Source organism: Lysinibacillus sp. UGB7 (assembly GCF_049058285.1).
Lineage (GTDB): Bacteria > Bacillota > Bacilli > Bacillales_A > Planococcaceae > Lysinibacillus > Lysinibacillus sphaericus_B.
The window spans coordinates 1-23,097 of sequence record NZ_JBMGUV010000054.1 but is presented as its reverse complement, the minus strand read 5'-3'; the positions used below and the strand labels follow the sequence as shown (position 1 = coordinate 23,097).

Annotated in this window: 20 protein-coding genes and 2 pseudogenes; 12 read left to right on the top strand and 10 right to left on the bottom strand. The window is 37.5% G+C overall.

The window, feature by feature from the left end; genetic code table 11:
* Window positions 1–69: 69 nt before the first annotated feature.
* The gene (locus ACOMCU_RS26775) at window positions 70–306 is read right to left on the bottom strand and encodes a hypothetical protein (RefSeq protein ID WP_421052081.1); all 237 of its coding nucleotides are present in this window, start codon (window positions 304–306) and stop codon (window positions 70–72) included.
* Window positions 307–542: 236 nt separating this feature from the next.
* On the opposite strand from ACOMCU_RS26775, the pseudogene ACOMCU_RS26770 reads away from it, so the two are divergent.
* Window positions 543–691, top strand: a pseudogene (locus ACOMCU_RS26770) (IS5/IS1182 family transposase); the annotation flags it as partial.
* Between the two features lie 32 nt (window positions 692–723).
* Here the strand turns inward: ACOMCU_RS26770 and ACOMCU_RS26765 are convergent.
* Window positions 724–1,494 (bottom strand): Cof-type HAD-IIB family hydrolase, encoded by a 771-nt coding sequence (locus tag ACOMCU_RS26765; RefSeq protein ID WP_219364079.1) that lies wholly within the window; start codon window positions 1,492–1,494, stop codon window positions 724–726.
* Window positions 1,495–1,923: 429 nt separating this feature from the next.
* Between ACOMCU_RS26765 and ACOMCU_RS26760 the strand changes: the two genes are divergently transcribed.
* Together ACOMCU_RS26760 and rnjA are read left to right on the top strand one after the other, a co-directional pair.
* Window positions 1,924–2,133 carry a DNA-dependent RNA polymerase subunit epsilon gene (locus ACOMCU_RS26760; protein WP_010858255.1) on the top strand — a complete coding sequence of 70 codons (210 nt, stop codon included), beginning with the start codon at window positions 1,924–1,926 and terminating at the stop codon, window positions 2,131–2,133.
* A 5-nt stretch (window positions 2,134–2,138) separates the two neighbouring features.
* Entirely contained in the window at window positions 2,139–3,806 is a 1,668-nt protein-coding gene (gene rnjA, locus ACOMCU_RS26755; RefSeq protein WP_219364080.1) for a ribonuclease J1, read from the top strand.
* Between the two features lie 418 nt (window positions 3,807–4,224).
* Here rnjA and ACOMCU_RS26750 read toward each other — a convergent pair whose 3' ends face one another.
* Complete coding sequence (locus ACOMCU_RS26750; protein WP_010858253.1) at window positions 4,225–5,061, bottom strand: TetR/AcrR family transcriptional regulator; 837 nt, start codon at window positions 5,059–5,061, stop codon at window positions 4,225–4,227.
* 99 nt (window positions 5,062–5,160) lie between these two features.
* On the opposite strand from ACOMCU_RS26750, the gene ACOMCU_RS26745 reads away from it, so the two are divergent.
* The 3 genes from ACOMCU_RS26745 to ACOMCU_RS26735 all read left to right on the top strand — a co-directional run bounded on the left by ACOMCU_RS26745 (window position 5,161) and on the right by ACOMCU_RS26735 (window position 10,538).
* Window positions 5,161–8,250, top strand: a complete 3,090-nt coding sequence (locus ACOMCU_RS26745; protein WP_421052077.1) for an efflux RND transporter permease subunit — start codon at window positions 5,161–5,163, stop codon at window positions 8,248–8,250.
* A gap of 769 nt (window positions 8,251–9,019) precedes the next feature.
* Window positions 9,020–10,246: an MFS transporter gene (locus tag ACOMCU_RS26740; RefSeq protein ID WP_421052083.1), complete on the top strand. Its 1,227-nt coding sequence runs from the start codon at window positions 9,020–9,022 to the stop codon at window positions 10,244–10,246.
* Between the two features lie 91 nt (window positions 10,247–10,337).
* Window positions 10,338–10,538, top strand: a complete 201-nt coding sequence (locus tag ACOMCU_RS26735) for a hypothetical protein (RefSeq protein WP_421052076.1) — start codon at window positions 10,338–10,340, stop codon at window positions 10,536–10,538.
* A gap of 106 nt (window positions 10,539–10,644) precedes the next feature.
* On the opposite strand, the gene ACOMCU_RS26730 is transcribed toward ACOMCU_RS26735, so the two are convergent.
* The 3 genes from ACOMCU_RS26730 to ACOMCU_RS26720 form a co-directional block, all read right to left on the bottom strand.
* Window positions 10,645–11,139: a GNAT family N-acetyltransferase gene (locus ACOMCU_RS26730; protein WP_421052074.1), complete on the bottom strand. Its 495-nt coding sequence runs from the start codon at window positions 11,137–11,139 to the stop codon at window positions 10,645–10,647.
* Between the two features lie 281 nt (window positions 11,140–11,420).
* Complete coding sequence (locus ACOMCU_RS26725) at window positions 11,421–12,125, bottom strand: response regulator (protein ID WP_421052072.1); 705 nt, start codon at window positions 12,123–12,125, stop codon at window positions 11,421–11,423.
* The gene (locus ACOMCU_RS26720) at window positions 12,126–13,727 is read right to left on the bottom strand and encodes an ATP-binding protein (protein WP_421052070.1); all 1,602 of its coding nucleotides are present in this window, start codon (window positions 13,725–13,727) and stop codon (window positions 12,126–12,128) included.
* Window positions 13,728–14,125: 398 nt separating this feature from the next.
* Between ACOMCU_RS26720 and ACOMCU_RS26715 the strand changes: the two genes are divergently transcribed.
* A complete protein-coding gene (locus tag ACOMCU_RS26715) occupies window positions 14,126–15,388 on the top strand; it encodes a dicarboxylate/amino acid:cation symporter (protein ID WP_421052068.1) in 1,263 nt (420 codons plus the stop codon).
* Between the two features lie 133 nt (window positions 15,389–15,521).
* Here ACOMCU_RS26715 and ACOMCU_RS26710 read toward each other — a convergent pair whose 3' ends face one another.
* From ACOMCU_RS26710 to ACOMCU_RS26700, 3 genes are all read right to left on the bottom strand, one after another.
* The gene (locus tag ACOMCU_RS26710) at window positions 15,522–16,184 is read right to left on the bottom strand and encodes a potassium channel family protein (RefSeq protein ID WP_010858245.1); all 663 of its coding nucleotides are present in this window, start codon (window positions 16,182–16,184) and stop codon (window positions 15,522–15,524) included.
* A 269-nt stretch (window positions 16,185–16,453) separates the two neighbouring features.
* Entirely contained in the window at window positions 16,454–16,906 is a 453-nt protein-coding gene (locus tag ACOMCU_RS26705) for a TlpA family protein disulfide reductase (RefSeq protein WP_421052067.1), read from the bottom strand.
* A gap of 250 nt (window positions 16,907–17,156) precedes the next feature.
* A complete protein-coding gene (locus ACOMCU_RS26700; RefSeq protein ID WP_010858243.1) occupies window positions 17,157–17,699 on the bottom strand; it encodes a peroxiredoxin in 543 nt (180 codons plus the stop codon).
* A gap of 404 nt (window positions 17,700–18,103) precedes the next feature.
* Here ACOMCU_RS26700 and ACOMCU_RS26695 point away from each other — a divergent pair, with 404 nt between their 5' ends.
* Genes ACOMCU_RS26695 through ACOMCU_RS26675 form a run of 5 tightly spaced genes read left to right on the top strand, consistent with a single transcriptional unit; the run spans window position 18,104 to window position 22,433 of the window.
* Window positions 18,104–18,646, top strand: coding sequence for a helix-turn-helix domain-containing protein (locus ACOMCU_RS26695; RefSeq protein ID WP_010858242.1), 543 nt, complete (start codon window positions 18,104–18,106; stop codon window positions 18,644–18,646).
* A gap of 17 nt (window positions 18,647–18,663) precedes the next feature.
* Window positions 18,664–19,770, top strand: coding sequence for an ABC transporter ATP-binding protein (locus ACOMCU_RS26690; RefSeq protein ID WP_010858241.1), 1,107 nt, complete (start codon window positions 18,664–18,666; stop codon window positions 19,768–19,770).
* The gene (locus ACOMCU_RS26685) at window positions 19,760–20,569 is read left to right on the top strand and encodes an ABC transporter permease (RefSeq protein WP_010858240.1); all 810 of its coding nucleotides are present in this window, start codon (window positions 19,760–19,762) and stop codon (window positions 20,567–20,569) included. The genes ACOMCU_RS26690 and ACOMCU_RS26685 overlap by 11 nt, the downstream gene beginning before the upstream one ends.
* Window positions 20,566–21,363 carry an ABC transporter permease gene (locus ACOMCU_RS26680; protein ID WP_010858239.1) on the top strand — a complete coding sequence of 266 codons (798 nt, stop codon included), beginning with the start codon at window positions 20,566–20,568 and terminating at the stop codon, window positions 21,361–21,363. Before ACOMCU_RS26685 ends, ACOMCU_RS26680 begins: the two co-directional genes overlap by 4 nt.
* Entirely contained in the window at window positions 21,360–22,433 is a 1,074-nt protein-coding gene (locus ACOMCU_RS26675; RefSeq protein ID WP_421052063.1) for an ABC transporter substrate-binding protein, read from the top strand. Before ACOMCU_RS26680 ends, ACOMCU_RS26675 begins: the two co-directional genes overlap by 4 nt.
* An 81-nt stretch (window positions 22,434–22,514) precedes the next feature.
* Here ACOMCU_RS26675 and ACOMCU_RS26670 read toward each other — a convergent pair.
* A pseudogene (locus ACOMCU_RS26670) lies at window positions 22,515–22,782 on the bottom strand (hypothetical protein); the annotation flags it as partial.
* Window positions 22,783–23,097: the final 315 nt, after the last annotated feature.

Sequence of the window (23,097 nt, the reverse complement as noted above, 5' to 3'; positions counted from 1 at the left end):
GCAACCTGGGAAGACTTTTTCATTCTCATGTTAATTTATGACTGTACTAACCCTTTTTCTAAACGTTCATTAATTTTTTCTATCAATGCTGGGAAGTTCCTGCATCGTTTGGATGGTATAATGTGCGCCCGTTTCGTCAAAAATGTGCTTTGTTTTTTCAATGACGCGCTGTTGCTCCTCATTAGATAAAGCCATAAACTCCTGTTCAGACAAACCCATTTCCGAGCTTCCGATAATGACACCTACAGACCACACACCTGCATTTAGTGCTTCAAGTATATCTGAAGTGGTATCACCAACCTTCATGGTATATGAACTCGTTGATTTCCTTTACGGCGGACGCTTTTCGCAGGCACGGCTTCAGTCTCCTCGTCGCTACGCTCCTGCGGGGCCTTCAACTCATGCTATTCCCGCAGAAGTCGCCGCCTACGCTCCAATCAACTAGTGGTCGTCTCTAAATGAATGAGGTGATGGATAGGAGGACGACAAATAAAAATAATGAACGACATCAATTAGATATGCTGACAATTGACCACATCGTGCCTGAGAGTGGCTACTATGTAAAAAATGAACGGACAAAGCAGTATGCGTAGTCGTTTCATGTAGCCGCTGATTGTTTTGGTTTTGTCTTAGGGCAATTGTCACACCCAGAAATGTTCATGATCGTCATATGTTTCAACCACTTGTCGAGTAGGTCATGGAAAAAGTGAAGAAGCCGATCATTTAAATTATTTTTAACAGTCGCATCATTTTTGCAAGGCCATCTTCATCCACATGCTCGGCAATATGTGTTGCCACAGCCTTTGCTTTTTCATGACCATTCCCCATTGCTATACTCGTACCGACAGCCTGTAGCATCTCTATATCATTTATGCCATCTCCAAAAGCGATGGCATCATCTAATGTTAGCCCCATCTTCGTGAGTAACTTGGCAATTCCAGCAGCTTTTGATCCACCTTTTGGCAAAATATCACAAGAATATTGATGCCAGCGTACAAATTGTACATTGGGGAATGTCTCACAATACAAAGGTTCATCTTTTTCTTCCATAAAAATGAGTGTTTGATATACGTTGTTCTGCATATAATAAGATGAGTCTAATGCTGGGTACGGATATTTTAATGTATGTAAGCTCTCCGCTACCATGTCATTATTCTCAACTGATGCAATCATTTGCTTGTCGTCTAAAAAAACAACGGGTTCATTGCGTGCTTCACCAAAGGCAATAATATTCGCAAGCTCTTCTTTCTCAATACCATTTGCATAGACAACCTCATCTTGATAGACAACATACTGTCCGTTAAAAGTCACATATGTATGAATATCAAGTTCTTCTAGCAAAGATTGAATCATAAATGGTGCACGTCCAGTCGCAATGGCAATCTCATATCCTTTACGACGCGCTTCCAATAACGCTTCTTTCGCAGAAGCCGGCAATAATTTTTCACTGTTGTAAAGCGTACCATCTACGTCAAAAAATAATATTTTTTTCATTATATAATTCCTTTCCTTATGTATCATGCAAAGGTTAACTACTTTACACAAGCAACGTTTTTAATTATAATGATCCTAAGGAGTGATGTGCCATGCTGAAGAAACTAAAGCAAAAATTGTTGAAGCAACTTCGCGGCCTACTCGGAAAAAAATCAATTGCCTAACATTTGCCCTTCATTATTTGAAGGGCTTTTCTTTATTTTAAAGTAGCTGCGTGATAATATAAAGGAAATGCATTAATTTGGCTATGCGCAACCACTGTCTCATTGCTTTTCATGAATAGTGCAAGATTGAAGTTCTGAGGTACAAGAAAGTCAAACGCCCATTTCTTTATTAGTATACTAGAAATTTGCGGTTTTTTCTTGTAGTACGTGTGTGGTAATAGACAAAGGTGCAATAATAATGTACGCAATCAAAGGAGAGCAAACTATGATTTACAAAGTTTATTATCAAGAAAATGCAAATGAGATTCCAGTTCGCGAAAACACTAAAAGTCTTTACCTTGAAGCTGCTTCAGAACGTGAAGTACGTCAAAAGTTACAAGACCGACATTACAACATTGAGTTCGTTCAACTGCTTGAAGGTAATTATTTAGCCTATGAACAAGCTAGTCCGAACTTCATCTTGGAGGAAATTTAACAAACATGAAGTTTGTTAAAAATGACCAAGCAGCTGTTTTCGCGCTCGGCGGACTGGGCGAAATCGGCAAAAACACTTACGGCGTTCAATTTCAAGATGAAATCATCTTGATTGATGCTGGTATTAAATTCCCTGAAGACGATCTACTCGGCATTGACTATGTTATTCCAGATTATACCTATTTAGTGCGTAACGTCGATAAGATTAAAGGGTTATTTATTACGCATGGACACGAAGATCACATTGGTGGTATTCCGTACTTACTACGTCAGGTAAATGTTCCTGTTTACGGTGGTAAGCTTGCACTTGGCTTATTACGCAACAAACTTGAAGAACACGGCTTACTACGTACTACAAAACTGATTGAAATTAAAGAAGAAGATGTTATTAAATTCCGAAAAACATCGGTTAGCTTCTTTAGAACAACGCATAGTATTCCAGATGCATATGGTATTGTCGTAAAAACACCACCTGGCAACATCGTGCATACAGGTGACTTTAAATTCGACTTTACGCCAGTAGGTGAGCCTGCCAACTTAACAAAAATGGCTGAAATTGGGCGTGATGGTGTACTTTGCTTACTATCTGATAGTACAAATGCTGAAAAACCTAACTTCACAATGTCTGAACGTACAGTTGGGAAAAGTATCGACGAAATCTTCCGTAAGGTTGATAGCCGTATAATTTTCGCAACATTTGCATCCAACATTCACCGTTTACAACAAGCGACTGATGCTGCAATAAAATACGGAAGAAAAATCGCTGTCTTTGGTCGTTCTATGGATAATGCCATTACAATTGGTCGTGAATTAGGCTATATTAATGCGCCTAAGGACACATTTATCGATGCCCAAAGCATTAATCGCCTACCGGCAAATGAAGTCATGATTTTATGTACAGGCTCTCAGGGGGAACCAATGGCTGCCCTCTCTCGTATTGCTAATGGTACGCATCGTCAAATTCAGATTCAACCAGGCGATACAGTGATATTCTCATCTTCTCCAGTGCCAGGTAATACGGTAAGTGTCAATAGAATCATTAATTTACTTTTCCGTGCTGGTGCTGAAGTTATTCATGGTGCACTAAATAATATTCATACATCTGGACACGGTTCTCAAGAAGAACAAAAACTGATGTTACGTTTAATGAAACCTAAGTTCTTTATGCCGATACACGGTGAATTCCGTATGTTAAAAATGCATACACATTTAGCTGAAAACTGTGATGTACCGCTTGAAAATACATTCGTTATGGAAAACGGTGATGTCCTCGCGCTAAGTGCTAACGAAGCACATGTAGCTGGTCGCATCCCTTCTGGCGATGTTTATATTGACGGCAATGGTATTGGAGATATCGGCAATATCGTGCTACGCGATCGACGAATTCTTTCAGAAGAAGGCTTAGTAATTGTTGTTGTAAGTGTTGATATGGAACATCAAAAAATCGTTTCTGGTCCTGATATTATTTCACGAGGTTTTGTTTACATGCGTGAATCAGGTACGATGATTAATGAAGCGCAAAAAATGCTAAATCGCCATCTTAATGAATCGATTCAAGGTAAAACGCCACAATGGACTGAGCTGAAAAATGATATTACAGACGTTTTAGGACCTTATCTATTCGAAAAAACAAAGCGTCGACCAATGATTTTACCAATCATTATGGAAGTGTAATCTATTGTGCTAATAAGCTACGCAAAATAAACGTAGCCTCTGCCTGTAGACAAACTCGGACAATTTCGAGTTTGTCTACAGGCTTTTTTCTTATTTCTGAATACAACCTGTGTATACACGCTGTCCGCTGGCAGTAGCGCTTAACGACATGACAATCTACGATAACAATCACTAGCGATAGCATACTGACATTGTTCACTGTGATGTTGCAAGTCACATTTTAGGAAAAAATTTTGTTTCTTTCGTAAATTTCGGAACCTCTTTTGTTATTTAACGTATATAGTAACACCACATCAAAGCTAAACATTTTTATGTTAAATGTATCCCCATTCCTAAAAAGCTGTGAATACTTCAAATTAATTGTCCATACAAAAAAAAGAATTGTCCACCATGTCCTGTGAACAACTCTATCCCATGTTTAAAACTTAAAATATTTATTTATTACATAAGCAACCCATTGACAATCTTGCCTTAACCGGATATTTTCAATCAACCCTTTAATTATTGGTGTGCTGTATGTTGTCTGCTCTACTTGTTCTTTTAATAGCTCAAGTGATTCACGTTCAAGAGATTCTTCTAACATTTCTATACTCTGTTCAATTAAATGCAACAATGACTCCTTTGTAATGAACTCCTGATCACAAGGTTTAGATACCAACTGAATGAGCTCTTCTGTAATAAAAGGGATTGTTGTATGACGCGCTATAATATCCGTCTTTTCCGCTAAGGATCTAGCTAATTGGTCCAAGTCTAGCGGAAGATTAGAGAAAAGAAAAAGTTGTGCATAGCTTTTCATGAACCCTTTTATACAATACATCACATCATATTTATTTTTTTGTAGTGCTTCACCATATAGTTGTTCAAGCATGTAGACAATTGACTTTGACATATCCAATTCGTAAGCATTCACTTTATGAAATAATTCTTTCTTTTTAACAAATACTTTTTCATTAAAAAAAACGCGAGCAGATGCAGAATGCTTTTTGAACGCTTGAAAAATACTTTTATAGAATTCAACAAGTAAAATATCTTTACTGAGCGAACTTCTGACTACTTGGTCAACATCGGTAATAAACTGCTGTAAAAAGTAGTCCACCATCGAGAAAACAAGTTCATCTTTTGTTTTGAAGGACAAATAAAATGCACCTTTTGAAATCCCACAACGTTCCGTGATTTGCTGAACAGATGTAGCTTCAAAGCCTTGTTCAGAAAATAGCTCCAATGCCTTCTCCATAATAAGTTGCTTTTTTAACATATTTTTAATTCTCTCCTAGCGTATTTCATTGACAAATGACCGAGTAGTCATTATTATAAATAATTGAATCTAGTAAGTCAATAAAGGGTAGGTGTGAAAGTGAAAGGTTTAGTTAATTTCGTATTAAAAAACAAACTCGCAGTATGGTTATTAACAATTATCATCACTGTCTCAGGTATTTATTCAGGCACACGTATGAAAATGGAGTCGATTCCTGATATTTCGATTCCATACTTAATTGTAATGGGCGTTTATCCTGGTGCAACTCCAGAACAAGTCATGAACGATCTGTCCATACCATTTGAAAAATCCATTGAAAGTTTAGAAGATGTAAAGGCAGTTTACTCAACCTCCTCATCAAACGTTGCACAAGTACAAGTTGAGTATGACTACGGCATCGACATGGATGAGAAAAAACGTCAGTTAGAATCGGCTTTAGATAATGTGACACTACCTGAAGGTGCACAAGAGCCTACTATTATGGCCATTAGTATGAACATGATGCCAGTTATCGCTTTATCAGTAAGTAGCTCTGATGAAGATATCGTTGAACTAACTTCAACAGTAGAAGAGATTCTACTTCCTAAAATCGAAAAAATTGATGGTGTTGCTTCAGCAACCATTACAGGACAGCACATTGAGCAAGTATCGTTTAAATACGATGAAGAAAAAATGGCTGCACTTGGCCTTACAGAGGATTCTGTAAAGCAAATGATTCAAGCAAGTGACATGGCATTATCACTTGGTTTATATGAGTTTACTGTTGGTGAACAGGCCGTTTCTGTAGATGGTAAAGTCAAATCAGTAGAAGAATTAAAAGAATTATTAATCCCTGTAACACCTTCAGCTACACAACCTTCCCCATTCGTTCGTTTAGGTGATATTGCCACGATTGAAGTCGAAGGTAAAGTACAATCTGTTTCACGTACAAACGGTAAAGATGCCATCGCGATTCAAATCGTAAAAGGTCAAGATGCCAATACCGTAACAGTTGTAAATGCAGTAAAAGCTCTTATTAAAGATGAAGAAAAAGCGATTGATGGTTTAAACATTGACATCTCACTGGACCAAGGTGCTCCGATTGAAGATTCAGTGTTCACAATGATCGAAAAAGCGGTGTTCGGTGGTGCCATTGCCGTACTGATCATTTTACTATTCTTACGTGATTTCAAATCAACCATCATTTCTATTATTTCTATCCCAGTTTCTGTGTTTATGGCATTACTATTACTGAACTGGATGGATATTACGTTAAATATTATGACACTCGGTGCAATTACAGTTGCCATTGGTCGTGTAATCGATGACTCCATCGTTGTTGTAGAAAATATTTATCGACGAATCCATTTAAAGCAAGAAAAAATGACTGGTCGCGCACTTATTCGTGAAGCGACAATTGAAATGTTCAAACCAATCCTTTCTTCTACATTAGTAACAGTTGCAGTATTTGCTCCCCTTATTTTTGTAGGTGGTATGGTTGGTGAATTATTTATGCCGTTCGCTTTAACAATGTCATTTGCTTTAGGGGCATCATTATTAGTTGCAATTACAATCGTACCAGCGCTATCTCATTTCCTATTCCGTAAGAAATTATACGGTGAGAAAAAAGAAAGCCAGCATCAAGAGGTAGGTAAACTAGCTACTTGGTATAGAGGTATATTAGAAAAAGCTTTAAATCATAAATTCATTACTTCGGCTATTGCGGTTGTAATGCTTGTTGGTTCTCTTGCTTTAACGCCATTAATCGGCTTTAGCTTCATGGGTTCTCAGGAAGAAAAGGTTATGTATTTAACGTATACTCCTGCTACGGGTGAGCTTATGGATGAGACAGAAGCCAATGTTGCCGCAGTAGAAAAAGAATTAATGAAACGTAAAGATATTGATATCTTACAGGTGTCCATTACTGATGCTACAAACGCAGATCCAGCTACAATGATGATGGGTGGCGGTGCTGGCGGTGCCTTAATGTACCTAATCTTCGATCCAGATATGAAAGATTTCCCTGGTGCACGTGAAGACGTTGAAGATTATATATTTAACATCGGTCAGTCCGGTGAATGGAAAACACAAAACTTCTCATCTATGTCTATGTCTTCAAACGAAGTCAGCTACACATTATATAGTGAAAATCTAGATAATCTTCGTGAAGCAGTAAAACAAGTAGAAGGCGCACTAAAAGATGTGGACGGTTTAGAAGATATTAAATCTGATAACGAAGATCCATATATAGAGCACGTATTAAAAGTAGATCAGAAAAATGTCTTACAATATGGTTTAACAACTGCACAAATTGTAATGGCTTTAAATACTACGTCGTCGCAAGAAGTTTTAACAACGGTTGAGCACGATGGTCAAGACATTAATGTAATCGTGCAACGCGAAGCAAAAGCAGCAGCATTATCATTGGATGATGTCTTAGCAACTGAAATTAAAACTGCTTTAGGTACAACAATGACAATCGGTGAATTAGTGGAAGTAGAAGAGGGTACTACACTAAATTCATTATCTCGTTCGAAAGGTGAATACTTTGCAACGGTTTCAGGTACCATTATCGGCGATGATATTTCAAAAGCATCATCTGCAGCCGATAAAAAAATCGATGAATTAGACTTACCTAAAGGTGTAACAACTGGCGTAGCTGGTGTTGCTGCTGATATGGCAGAAACATTTACACAACTTGGTATCGCTATGCTAGCAGCAATCGCTATTGTGTACTTCATTCTTGTTGTAACATTTGGTGAAGGTTTAGCACCGTTTGCCATCCTATTCTCATTACCATTCGCTGTCATTGGTGCATTTGTTGGTCTATATGTGACAGGTCAAACGATTTCCGTGTCAGTTATGATGGGTCTATTAATGTTAATTGGTATCGTCGTAACTAATGCCATTGTCCTTGTAGACCGTATCATTCACATGGAACGTGACGGACTACAAATGCGTGAAGCAATTTTAGAAGCGGGTGCAACTCGTTTACGCCCAATCTTAATGACTGCCATTGCTACAATCGGCGCAATGTTACCAATGGCATTCGGTAGCGGCGGGAGTGGTCTGATTTCCAAAGACCTTGCCATCACTGTAATCGGCGGTTTATTATCTTCAACATTACTAACATTAGTAGTTGTACCAATCGTATATGAACTGCTATCAAAAATGTTAAAGAAAAATCGTAAAGATATTGAAGAAAATTAATCATTAAAATCTAGATGATGAACATGTAAATGAGGTCATTCCGTTAATGGAACGACCTCATTTTTACTTATCATCAAATCGCCAACCAAACAATTTCTCCAATATAAGAAAAACCACAACCAACTTCCTCGTATTATTGGACAAATTTAGAACCTGCGTAAAATCTACCATCTATATAATCCTCAATGGTGTCCAATACATGCTGGAACATGCTTTTATTTTTATTTGCCAACAATAACAGACCATGCTACTATTAACATAACTTTTAAGAAATGGAGGTTTTCCTAGATGCCAGGTAGATTTCGATTCCATAATTTGAACCGTTAATTGAATACGTTCAAAGCTTTGCCTGCTGTGCAGAGTAAATGGGATTGGTATTGGTCTGCCTATTTTAGGAAAATCTTCGTTTTACGTTTATGTAAAAAGAGGGCTAGTCGCCCTCTTTTTGTTGTCTCTAAATTTAAAATGGCTATTTATACAATCAGTGGGGGTTTTCTTCATCTCCCACTGATTGGTAGTTAATGCGGGAAAATTAATCTGGCTATTTTTGATTGAACGACATGGAGAGGAAAGGTTCAATGAAATGATTTCAGGTATAATTTTTTTATTTGAGTGCCGATTATTTAGAAGTTATCTAATATTTTTTCCCAAAATATAATGAGCCTCTTTCAAGACTTTAGACCTCCCTCTTATTCTCAGCACAGGCAGATACCCTGTGTTTTTTTATTTAACTGAAAGGAATGATTTTTGAATGACGCAAACAAATGCAATGGAAAATTGGAGAAGGAATATTATCCTTTTCTTAGGTAGCCAAACCATCTCCCTTTTTGGTTCCTCACTCGTACAATATGCCATCACGTGGTACATCACGTTAAGCACACAATCAGGTGTCATGATGACAATCTCTATTATTTGCGGTTTCTTACCTACATTCTTCCTATCACCGATTGCTGGTGTTTGGGCAGATCGTTATAATCGCAAATGGTTAATAATTCTGGCTGATGGCATGATTGCCCTCTCCACACTTCTTTTAGCAATTTTATTTTTACTGGGCCATGACTCACTTTGGTTGCTATTTGCCATATCTGCCATTCGCGCAATAGGTGCTGGCATTCAAACACCTGCAGTCGGTGCAATTCTTCCACAAATTGTTCCTGAAGATAAACTAATGAAAGTAAATGGTACAAACGGCAGTATTCAAGCTTTTGTGATGATTATCTCTCCAATGGCTAGTGGCGCATTATTGACACAAGCTTCGTTGGAATCGATTTTCTTTATCGATGTCATTACAGCCGCAATTGCAATTAGTACATTACTGGTATTTTTGCATGTTCCTATACATGCCAAAGCCGCTCAAAAGCAAACTACAGGCTATTTTACTGATATGAAACAAGGATTTACGTACATTAAAGAACATAATTTCTTGAAAAGGTTTTTTATCTTTGTTGCATTCTTTATGATACTAGCTGCACCTGCCGCGTTCTTAACTCCATTACAGGTGACACGAAGCTTCGGTAATGATGTTTGGCGCCTAACAGCTATCGAAATTACATTTGCCTTGGGTATGTTAATTGGTGGGATATTGATGGCTTCATGGGGTGGCTTTAAAAACAAAGTGCATACTATGACACTTGCAACATTATTATTTGGTGCCTGTACTGTTGTACTTGGTATCATGCCAGTCTTTTCATTGTACCTTGCCTTCATGGCGATTACAGGGATATCCATGCCTGTATTCAATACCCCTGCCACAGTTTTACTGCAAGAGAAGGTGGAAGGGGATTATTTAGGCAGAGTTTTTGGAGTGCTTGGTATGATTTCCACATCCATGATGCCATTAGGAATGCTGATTTTTGGACCTATCGCTGATGTAATTGCTATTGAATGGTTACTTATAGGAACGGGTGCCCTATTATTTATCCTAGGATTTTTCTTACTTGGTAATAAGGCATTACTAGCAGCTGGCGCACCTTCTACAAAACATACAAACGACTAAAAAGGGATTCACTTTTTATGGTCATTTATCTAATCTAGCATGTTTAAACTCTATTAAATGAGTGAATGACATAGGTAAGAGGTGAGCAAAAATGGATGAGAAGAAACAAGCCCATACACGCCGTACTAACAATCCAGATGTATTAGATACAGATAAAGAAAGTATTTTCGACAAGCATGAAGATATGAAAACGGTGGATCCGATACCTGTTGAAGAATTAAATGACAAGGTTAAGGATGAGAAAAATAAAACAAAAACAAAAAATACATCTGCCACAGATAAGCGTTATTAAATCGCGAATAAAAGATTGCCCCAGAAAATCTGTACCTACAGAGCTCGATGGGGCAATTTCTCAATGCAAAAATTACATATTTTGTTATAATGGCATTACTTTTAGTTTACAGTAGCTTTGACATATAATATTCATCCACATAGCTACCATTGACACATAAGGAATGTCGCTTTGTCCCTTCTATCTCAAAGCCCATTTTTTTATATAATGCAACACCTACCGTATTATCCACCATAACTGTAAGTTCCAGACGATGTATGCCTTTGTCTTTTGCCCAGTCATCTAATTTGGTAAATAATGCTGTACCTATTCCTCTACCTCTAAAATCACTGTGGATACCAATTACAATATAAGCTCGATGTGCTATTCTAGAAGGAGTATCTCCTTGAACAATTAAATAACCAACAATTTTATGTTCTATTTCAGCAATGAATAATGCCGAATTGAACTTATTACAAATTTTATCAATGAATATTGCAAATTGTTTGGGTTCTAGCTTGCGTTCACCATGACCGAATAACATGAAATTAGACTCTTCCGCATTTCTCATCACAGCAATTATTCCTTCAGCATCTTCTCGTCTCGCTTCTCTAATTAGCATAATTAAGTCTCCTTTCGTACTAATACTTTATGGCTGAATTTTTCTAATACCTTTATTTTTTGCATAACTAAATTTCCATGTAAACGACTGAGTGCTCTATTTGCTGTCGGAGTTTCTGCTATCAAGTGACTACTAACCAAGATGATAGACCGATAAGTTTAACACTATCATAACTATAATAGACACTAGAAAAAATGACTCCAGCGCATACCGAAGTCTTTAATTACCACCTAAATGGCACATCCATTTTATTTTTAGGGAGCAGTTCAAGCTTTTTTGTTTTAGATATAATAACGATGAATAGGACGTCCGACACTGCCATACTGAATATCAACCTTTAGCAAATTCTGCTTTTCTAAAAAGTCTAAATAGCGCCGAGCTGTAACACGCGCTGTACCAATATAGGTTGATACTTCCTCCGCCGATACCGCCTCTTTGCTTCCCTGAATATACGCAAGTACTTTATCTAGCGTAGCACGGTTAAAGCCCTTCGGTAACTCATCAATCTCTATTGTCTGATTCACTTGTGGGGCGGATGTTCGCTCAGGGATACGCTGTTGCATCAGATGATCGACATCATGTTGCGTTAAATCTTGCATGCCTGTTATTTTCACTTTATACGCTTGATAATTTTTTAACGTTTGCTCAATGCGTTCAAATGTAAAGGGCTTCATAATATAATCATAGACACCTAAATGCAAAATTCGTTGTACTGTTGGCATATCATTTGCTGCCGTCACAGCGATGACGTCGACTGCAAGATGCTCCTCACGAATTTTCCCTAATGTTATGATACCATCCTGCTCGGGCATAAAAATATCCATAAAAACAAGCTCAGGTTTTAATTCTTTAATTTTGTCAATTCCTTCAATACCGTTGCCTGCATAGCCAACTAGCGAAAATCCTTCGATTTGTTCGATGAATTGCCTATTCACTTCTCGTACCATCGGATCGTCTTCTATCAGTAACACGTGAATTATATCCATCTATTTTCCCCCTAACTCAAATAAAATTAAAAAACTTGTCCCTTTCATATACTCGCTCTTCACTTCAATTTCTCCGTTGCCCTTATTCACAATTTCATAAATTAAATGTAAGCCAATACCACGATTTTCACTTGCTTTTGTTGAAAATCCATTTTCAAACATACGAGTTTGTACATCTTCCGTCATACCAATACCATTATCTGATACAGCAATCGCTAACATACCGTCATGCTCATCAACAGAAATAGATACATATTTATCGTCTTTAGATAGAATATTTAATGCTTCAAAGGCATTTTCGATTAAATTGCCAAACAACACAACAAAATCATGATGGTCTAAAAGAGGTGGAAAGCTTTTAAAATGGCTTTTGCGATCAATTTCTACTTGAATACCTAATTCTTTGCCGTAACTGATTTTACTCAACAATAGCCCTGAAATGTTTTCATTATGAAAACGTTCATTAAAAAATTTCGTTAAAGAGGCCTCGTTTTCAGTTGCAGTTGTTACGTATTCTAGTGCCTGCTTCGTATGGCCTAACTGCAATAACCCAGCAATGGTATGAAGTTTATTTTTATGTTCATGTGTTTGTACACGAAGTGCCTGTACAAATGCTTTTACCCCTGTTACTTCTTCAGCGAGTTTTTTCACTGCTGTTAAATCCTTAAACATTGCCACCGCACCAACTAACTCACCATTTACTATAATTGGTACGCGATTGCTCAAAATACTATGATGGTTAATGTATAGCTCTTGGTTATAAACAGGCGATGCTGTTTCTACAATTTCAGGGAGACGAGTATCAGGCAAAACATCGTATATCTTTTTGCCAATACAAACCTCCGTTTTTTTAGCTACCCCTAAAATAGCAGCAGCTTTTTCGTTAAAAATTGTAATATTCATTTCCTTATCAACTGCAATAATACCCTCATGCATAGCATTAAAGGTTTCTGTTCGCTCTACATACATCTTCGCAATCTCATGAGGTTCAAGTCCAAACATTTGTTTTTTTATGTGTCGTCCGAGTGTATATGCGCCCCAAATACTAAAAACAAGTGATAGTAAAACGGTAATAAGGATTTCACGCTCATAATTTTGTAGCATTTTTATGAATGTGGGCAATGGATAACCGACAACGACAATACCCACCTGTTCTTTGGCGTCATCTACTACAGGTACAAAAGCACGAATCATCACACCAGCTTCACCACGTGCCTTTGAAACATAAAAATGCTCACTGAATGCTGCATTGAGATCCCATGATTCACTGCGCACACCTAACTCCTTACTCACTGGATGCGAAAGCTTAACCCGATCCATGTTCATCACAACAATGTACTCTGCCTTATTAATAACACGAATGCCATCTACAATTGCATTGACATTTTTCGCTGCTTCTGAAATATTGTCATTTTTCAAGTGCATACTTAGCTCTGGCATATTTGATACCGTTCGCGCAACGAGCATTGCACGCTGTCCAAAATCCTTTTCTTGCTCGGCTAGTAAATTACCAAGTACAAAAATGCCGCCAAGTAAAAAGGAGAACACAATGATTAAAAATGTCACTAACAGTATTTTGCCGTTCACGGGCATTTTCATCATTTGGCTATTCATTCCTTTCGTTTTGCAACTACACAATGATACAAACGGTCGTTCTATGCTTTTAAGATTATCGTCAAAAAATTCTTTTGACAACACTTTTACGCCTCACAATCAGTAGCTTCTTATGAACTTTATGAACAATATTACAAAATTTTAATATAAAACTAACTCTATTGAGTACTAAATATTTTTGTATTATAACAATACAAAAGCACTTCAAGCGTACCATAACAGTTTAAACAGTTGAAAATACTAGATTTCTAGTATGTTGTTGATTAATGTACTTAATGAACGTTATGTTTCTTATTTTCTAAATCTCATTTTTCAAAAAGTATTCGATATGATGTTGTTAGTGAAAACGATAACAAAGAGAAAATTTAGAAATGAGGTAGCATAAAATGAAATTACTGAAAAATTTGACTATTCAAGTTATTGTCGCTATTATTTTAGGGATTATTGTTGGCGCCATTTTCCCTGAATTTGGCGCAAGTCTTAAAATCTTGGCAGACTTATTCATCAAGCTTATTAAAATGTTAATCGCACCAATTATATTCTTAACAGTTGTTATTGGCATTGGTAGCATGGGCGATATGAAAAAGGTCGGAAAAATCGGCGGAAAGGCATTACTTTATTTCGAAATCGTGTCGACGATTGCTTTAGCAATTGGTATTGCGGTTGCATTAATTGTTAGCCCTGGTACTGGTTTAGATACATCAGGCGCTGCCGATGCTGATATTTCAAAATATACAACAGCAGCAGCAGAATCTGAACAAGGCTTAGGTGCTTTCATTTATAGCATCATTCCTGAAAACGTAGTAGGAGCATTAGCAACTGGACAACTTCTACCAGTATTATTCTCAGCAATCTTGTTTGGTTTAGCAGCCGCATCAATTGGAGCACCTGCTAAACCTGTCATTACATTTTTTGAACAAGTGGCAGAAATTTTCTTCAAAATCGTAAGTATGGTTATGAAAATATCACCAATCGGTGCATTTGGCGCGATGGCCTATACAATTGGTAATTTCGGTTTAAAATCATTAGGAAACTTAGGTTTATTAATGGCAGCGGTATATATTACAATGTTCTTATTTGTCGTATTAATTTTGGGATCAATTGCGAAATTTTTTGGCTTTAACATTTTTAAATTTATTGCCTACATTAAAGATGAGATTTTCTTAGTAATCGGTACATCTTCATCTGAATCGGCTTTACCGTCTATGATGCGTAAATTAGAGAATTTCGGTTGTTCAAAGCAAGTTGTTGGTTTAGTTGTACCTACAGGATACTCCTTCAACCTAGATGGAACTTCAATTTACCTTTCTATGGCAGCATTATTTATTGCACAAGCCTATGGAATGGACTTGACTTGGATTCAAATCATTACACTACTTGGGATTTTAATGATTACATCTAAAGGAGCAGCTGGTGTGACTGGCTCTGGCTTTATCACATTAGCAGCGACACTAGCAGCCTTTCCAATGATTCCAGTTGAAGGAATTGCACTATTAATTGGGGTCGACCGTTTCATGTCAGAGGCACGTGCCGTAACAAATTTAATTGGTAACGGGGTCGCTTGCGTTGTCGTATCAAAGTCTGAAAAAGAATTTGACCTAGACATGCAAGAACGTGCATTACAAGGTAAAGCAACGATTGTATCCTGATAGGAAAGGGTAGTGAAAACAGCATTATGCTGTTTCACTACCCTTTTTATTTTCCATAGTATTCAAGTGGATGAATGCTTTTTTTACCTCTTACTTATAACGGGGTTCCTAACACAAAGCCCCCACCTTCTTTTTAATCTCTCATCGCTTTTTTCACAAAACGATTTATATCGACATCTGCACCTATTAGAAGCATGATGTCTCCTAACAAAATTTTATCGCTCGCTTGTGGTGAAACAATAATATCTGTACCACGTTTAATACCAACTATGTTAATGCCATACTTTGCACGAATATCAAGGTCCATAATGGAGTAGCCTGCAATGGCATCATTTGCTTTTAACTCCATTATGGAATGCTCATCGGATAACTCCAAATAATCGAGCACTGTATTTGATAACATGTTATTGGCAATACGAATACCCATGTCGCGCTCAGGGTGGACGACAAAGTCAGCGCCAATTTTACGCAGTACTTTTTCATGATAGTCATTTTGAGCTTTCACTGTAATTTGTTCTACACCTAGCTCTTTTAAAATAATGGTCGTCAAGATACTTGCTTGAATATCCTCGCCAATGGCCACGATGACATGCTCAAAATTACGAATGCCTAATGAATTTAGTACGGATTCATCTGTTGAATCCGCAATGACTGCTTGAGTGGCAATCGCAGCGAATTCATCCACACGCTCTGAGGAGTTGTCAATCGCCATTACTTGTGCACCCTGACTCATTAATTCACGAACAATGCTACCACCGAAACGTCCCAGTCCAATGACAGCAAACTCTTTTTTCATCATTAAAAATCCCTCCGAAAACTACAATTACTTTTAGTTTAACGTATTCTTTGTCATATGTATCGTCAAAACAGGAGACTATTCGTCACTCTAAGTATACTAGCTATTATTTTCGATAATCTTGTTAGGTCATTACTTTTAAATAAAGAATTGGCCAAACATTTATCGTGCGTATGGACGGCTAAATTCCATCAATCGTATAACGTGTCATTTTTTCTTTTAAAAAAAGACGAGGATTTAAAATATCCCCGCCTTCATAAATATTATACTTAAGCGTTACGCATTTCATCTAGCACACGATTTACACGTTTTTCTAGCATTTTCATACCGCTTCCACCAGCCTGCATATGACGAAGCTGACCGTCTTTATCGAAAACGAAATACGCTGGTACGTATTGGTTTTGGAATGCATCTGTTAGCTTCATTTCGCTATCTACAAAGATTGGTTGCACGATGTCATGTTCAGCAGCTACGGCTTTAATTATCTCTAAATCTGTATCTGCTTCAGACCGTGGCATATGCACAGCAACAACATTTAGTTCATCTTTGTACTGATCACGGAAATTATTCACGTCTGGCATAGCTTCTTTACATAAATGACAGCTTACGGACCAAAAGTGAATTAATGTTGGTTTTTCGCCTACTAAATCTGCTTTTGTCACTTCACCATTTAACCAAGTTGTTGCGCCTGCAAGTTCAGGCATTCGTTCTCGAAGTTTCATCAAAAATCCTCCCCTATTGTATCCATTACGGTCTCGGCGTAATTGCGTCCGAATTTTTATCGAACTTGCTCGATACATTCTAAAAAATACACGACATCCGCCGGAGGCTTAACTTTATTCACTAGGGATGCATTAGATTCCCTCTGTACAGTAGAAACCCTCGATGCTTCCAAAGAGATGGGCTCTCTGCTAAATAAAGAATAAATATCCCCACAAACTATGTCGTGGGGACGTACTATTCATTTTAAGATTAAAGAGTTGCTTGACCTGGACGCCAGTTTGCTGGGCAAAGACCACCAGTTTGTAAAGCTTGAAGTACACGTAAAGTTTCATCTACGTCACGACCGATGTTATTATCGAATACTGTTTGGTATTTTAGTTCGCCAGCTGGGTCGATGATAAATAAACCACGTAATGCGATACCTTCTTCTTCAATTAACACACCATATTCTTTTGAAATTGTGTGGTTTGTATCCGCTGCTAAAGGGTATTTTAAATCGCCAAGGCCATTTTGAGTGCGGTCAGTGTTAATCCAAGCTAAATGCGTATGGATTGTATCCGTAGATACACCGATTATTTCTGCGTCTAAGTCTTCGAACTCATCATAACGATCGCTCATTGCCGTAATTTCTGTTGGACATACGAAAGTGAAGTCCATTGGATAGAAGAAAAGTACAGTCCATTTGTCTTGTGCTTTAATTTCTTCTAAAGATACTTTACCAAAAGTTTTGTCTGGAAGTACTGCTTCCATTGTGAAGTTTGGTGCTTGTTTGCCTACCATACGTTCTGCCATTGTTATATCCCTCCGAATAAATATGTAGTTAGATATTCCATTCGCACTTGCGAACTCGTCTTCTACGATAGCAAAGAAATCGTAGTTTTTCAACGAAGTACACTTCGCCATGCTCCTGGTTACCAGTATGTTGACAAATATTTGTCAAATACCCAAACTTATTCATTCCTACATCTTATTTATTCGCTACTTTTCACAATTTTATTCTAGAATATACAAAAATTTTAGACATCATTCTCGGGCATCTTTTTCGTGAAAATTATCCTATTTTTTCATCAAAAACGATTGCAAATTCTTTATTATTATGTATAATAGTAATGTTTTTAGTAAACTAAAAGTTTCGTTAAAGTAAACTTCATTTTCTGAAAGTTTATGATTGCTAAACTTCTTCTAGGAGGGAAAAGATGCAAATTGGGGGAAAAATTAAAGCGCTTCGTTTGAAAAAAGGTCTCACCCAAGAAGAACTTGGAGAACGTACAGATTTAAGTAAAGGCTATATTTCACAATTGGAGCGTGATTTAAATTCACCTTCCATTGAAACACTATTTTCATTATTAGAAGTTTTAGGATCAACTCCTAAGGAATTTTTTGATGATGAAGCACCCGAACAAAAGGTCGTATATACCGAAGAAGATCAATCTATTTATACAGACGAAGAAAAAAAATATGAAATTCAATGGCTTATTCCAACATCAAATGAAAAAGAAATGGAGCCTATTTTCCTGACACTAGATGCTGGCGGTGAATTCAAACATTTCGAGCCGTCGTTATCAGAAACATTTATTTATATTGTCAAAGGGCGTATACGTCTTGTTTTGGGGAAAGAACAATATATAGCTAGTGAAGGCAATGCGCTCTACTTTGACGCAGCTGATCATCATCAAATTTTTAACGCGCATGACGATGAAACGAAAATTTTACTCGTCGCAACGGATTCATACTTATAGCTTAAGGAGGCGCATCAATGACAACGAATTCAATTATCCGCTTTGAAAATGTTTCTAAATCTTATAATGACGGCACTGTCGTCTTAAAAAATATTAACCTGGAGCTTGAAAAAGGAAAGTTCTATACATTACTTGGTCCATCTGGTTGTGGCAAAACAACGATTTTGCGTATTATTGCAGGATTTACTGAACCAACAACAGGTGATGTGTTTTTCCACGATAAAAAAATCAATGCAGTACCAGCAAACGAACGCCAAGTGAATACAGTATTTCAAGATTATGCATTGTTCCCACATTTGAATGTTTTTGAAAATGTCGCATTTGGTCTACGTATTAAAAAATTAGCTGAAAATGAAATCAAAGAACGTGTCACAGAAGCCCTAAAGTTCGTCAACTTAGCGGGCTATGGTAACCGTGAAATCTCTGAGATGTCTGGTGGTCAACGCCAACGTGTCGCAATTGCCCGTGCCATTGTAAATGATCCAGAGGTTATTTTACTCGACGAGCCACTGTCTGCCTTAGATTTAAAACTACGTACGGAAATGCAGTATGAGTTACGTGAATTACAGCAACGCCTTGGTAAGACTTTTGTCTTCGTCACGCACGACCAAGAAGAAGCTTTAGCAATGAGTGATGAAATTTTTGTTCTCAGTGAAGGCCAAATTCAACAATCTGGTACACCTGTAGATATTTATGATGAGCCAATTAACCGCTTTGTTGCTGACTTTATCGGAGAATCAAACATCGTACCTGGTGTAATGATCGCTGACTTTAAAGTTGAATTTGCTGGTAAGATTTTCGAATGTGTTGACCAGGGGATGAAATCAAATGAAAAAATCGATATTGTCATCCGTCCTGAAGATTTGGAAATGACAACAGTCGATAAAGGGAAACTAATCGTTAAAGTAGATACACAATTATTCCGTGGGGTACATTATGAGTTATCTACTTACGATAAGGACGGCAATGAGTGGCTTGTGCATTCTCTGAAAAAAGCTGAAGTAGGGACAGAAATCGGTTTAGACTTTGATCCAGAAGCAATCCATGTTATGCGCTTAAATGAGACAGAGGAAGAATTTGATAAACGCTTAGAAGCCTATGGAGACGACGAAGATGCAAACTAAGACATCAAAATCTGCGTTATTTCCATATGTCTTATGGATTGCATTATTTGTTATCGCGCCGATTGCCCTCGTTGTGTACTATTCCCTACTAGATATTCATGGCAATTTTACGTTCGATAACTATAAAGCGTTCTTTTCGTCTGTTTATTTAAAAATGACTCTTAGTTCATTCTGGTATGCATTTTTAATTACGTTCTTTACATTATTAATTTCCTATCCGACAGCTTATTTTTTAACGAAAACAAAGCATAAACAACTTTGGCTATTACTTATTATTATTCCTTCTTGGATTAATCTTTTATTAAAAACATACGCATTTATCGGGATTTTTGGTTTATACGGCCCAATTAATGCAGTTATTGAAGTTTTTGGTTTTGACCCAAAACAGATGCTTTTCACAGATCTTAGCTTTGTCTTCGTATCTGTTTATATTTTCATTCCTTTTATGATTTTACCGATTTTCAATTCATTGGACCGCTTAAATCCAACGTTGATTTACGCAGCACGTGATTTAGGAGCTTCTGCTTTTACAACTTTCCGTCGTGTTGTGCTACCACTAACGTTGGATGGTGTTAAATCAGGTATACAGGTTGTTTTTATCCCTGCATTATCCCTTTTCATGATTACACGCTTAATCGCAGGTAACCGAGTGATTACACTTGGTACAGCGATTGAACAGCAATTCCTTGTAACACAAAATTGGGGGATGGGTTCAACAATTGCGGTATTCTTAATTTTATTCATGGTCATCATTATGTTAATTACAGGGCAAAAAGATAAAGGAGGTCGCGTACGATGACAAAACTATCTACATCAGCAAAGATCTATTTAACAATGGTTTTTATCGTCTTATATGCGCCTATTCTTTACTTGGTCTTTTACTCGTTTAATAGTGGCGGCTCAATGAATAACTTCGAATCCTTTACATTAGAGCATTACAAAGCGGTCTTTGAGGATTCCAGACTACTTGTTATTTTAATTAATACAGTAATTGTAGCTTTGCTTTCTGCCCTAATCTCTACAATTATCGGTACATTAGGTGCAATTGGGATCGTCACAGTAAAAGATTCAAAAATGCGTAATACATTACTTTCGTTAAATAATGTGTTGATCGTAAGCCCAGATGTTATTATCGGTGCAAGCTTTTTAATATTATTCACAATGGTTGGCATTAAATTAGGCTTCGCTTCTGTATTATTGGCACATGTAGCGTTTAGTGTACCGATCGTTGTTTTAATGGTCCTACCAAAACTATTAGAGATGAATAAATCATTAATCGATGCCGCATTAGATCTTGGTGCAACGAAAAAAGATATCATGATGCGCGTTATTTTACCTTATATTAAACCTGGTATTTTTGCGGGATTCTTCCTCGCTTTAACGTATTCACTGGACGACTTTGCGGTGACATTTTTCGTGACAGGTAACGGCTTTAGTACATTATCTGTGGAAATTTATTCGATGGCACGTGCGGGTATCTCCTTAACAGTAAACGCCATTTCAGGGTTAGTATTTTTCGTCACTGTGCTCGTCGTTGTTGGCTATTATTTCATGACAAGCCGTGCTAGTAAAAGAACGGAGGGACAACAATGAAGCAATTAATTCAAGCGACTATCGCAATACTTGTCGTTTCCGCCCTGTTAATGTACGCTGCTGATGCCATGAGTGCTGGTGGTGGAAAAAGTGGCAAAAATACATTGACCATTTTTAACTGGGGAGAATATATTGACCCTGATTTGTTGAAACAATTTGAAAAAGAAGCAGGCATCCATGTCATTTATGAAACCTTCGACTCAAATGAAGCCATGATGACGAAAATCCAGCAAGGTGGTACTGCTTACGATATTGCAGTACCTTCTGAATACATGATTGAAAAAATGAAGGAAGAAGATTTACTTATTCCTTTAGATAAAACGAAAATCCCTAATATTACAAATATTGACCCTTATTTTTTAGATTTACCATTTGATGATGACAATAAATATTCTGTTCCGTACTTTTGGGGAACAGTCGGCATCGTCTATAATCCAAGTCTTGTCGGCGATTTAGACTTCTCTTCTTGGGAAGATTTGTGGGATCCTTCATTAAAGCGTAAAGTCTTTTTAGTAGACGGTGCACGCGAAGTAATTGGCATGGGCTTAAACAGCCTTGGCTATTCTCTAAACTCTTTAAATGATAAGGAACTGCGTCAGGCTACAGATAAACTAATAACTCTTGCACCAAATGTCAAAGCAATTATTGGCGATGAAATTACGCCACTAATGATTAATAATGAAGCGACTGTTGCCCTTACTTGGTCTGGTCAAGCAGCAGATATGATGTTCGAAAATGAGGCGTTAGACTTTGCTGTACCGGATGAAGGCTCTAACTTATGGTTTGATAATATGGTCATTCCAAAAACTTCAAAAAATATTGATGGTGCACATGCCTTTATTAACTTTATGTTGGATGCTGACTCTTCAGCTGCAAATGCCGATTATGTAGGTTATTCTACGCCTAATATTGCGGCGATGGACTTAATGGATGAAGAAGTGGTTACTGATGAACGCTACTACCCTTCAGAAGAACAACGGGACACTTTAGAAGTATATAAAAACCTAGGTCCTGATTACTTAGGAAAATACAATGAGCTGTTTTTAGAATTTAAGATGAGTATTCGATAGACGACAAAAGGTATTCGGAATGATCACATTCCGAATACCTTTTTAAATTTTATCAGAAATAGTAGTGACAAATGGCCCCTATTAACGAGAGTCGTACTCTTCTGCCAATTTTGGCCTTTGCCATATCCATTTAGCTAGCTTCTTCAAATACATGGCAACAATAATTAGTATCGCCTGCATGGACAATTTTTATGACGTAAATGATCGACTTCTTCCACATACGCCCAAATAGGACGTTCAATGATTTCCCACGATGCTTACTCGTCGTACATGGAGCCAATAACGGACAACTTGCGCATTGAAGTGGATTGGATTTATACTGACTTCTGCCTTCTTTCGATGTCGTTGACTGAAGACCTCGCAGGAGCTTAGCGGAGACTTACGCCATGCCCGCGAAAAGCGCCCACCGTAGCAGAAATCAACGGGTTCATATAGATACTTAAGAAAATTCCAATTTGCGTACTAAATGCTCTTCAGGCACCATTTGGTCCATTGTCAGCATTTCTTATTGATATCGTTCATTATTACTATTGTTCGTCATCCTATCCATCACCACAATCATATATAACGACACTAGTTGATTGGAGCGCAGGCGGCGACTTCTACGGGAATCGCAGGAGCGAGAAGGCCCCGCAGGAGCCAGCGACGAGGAGACTTACGCCAT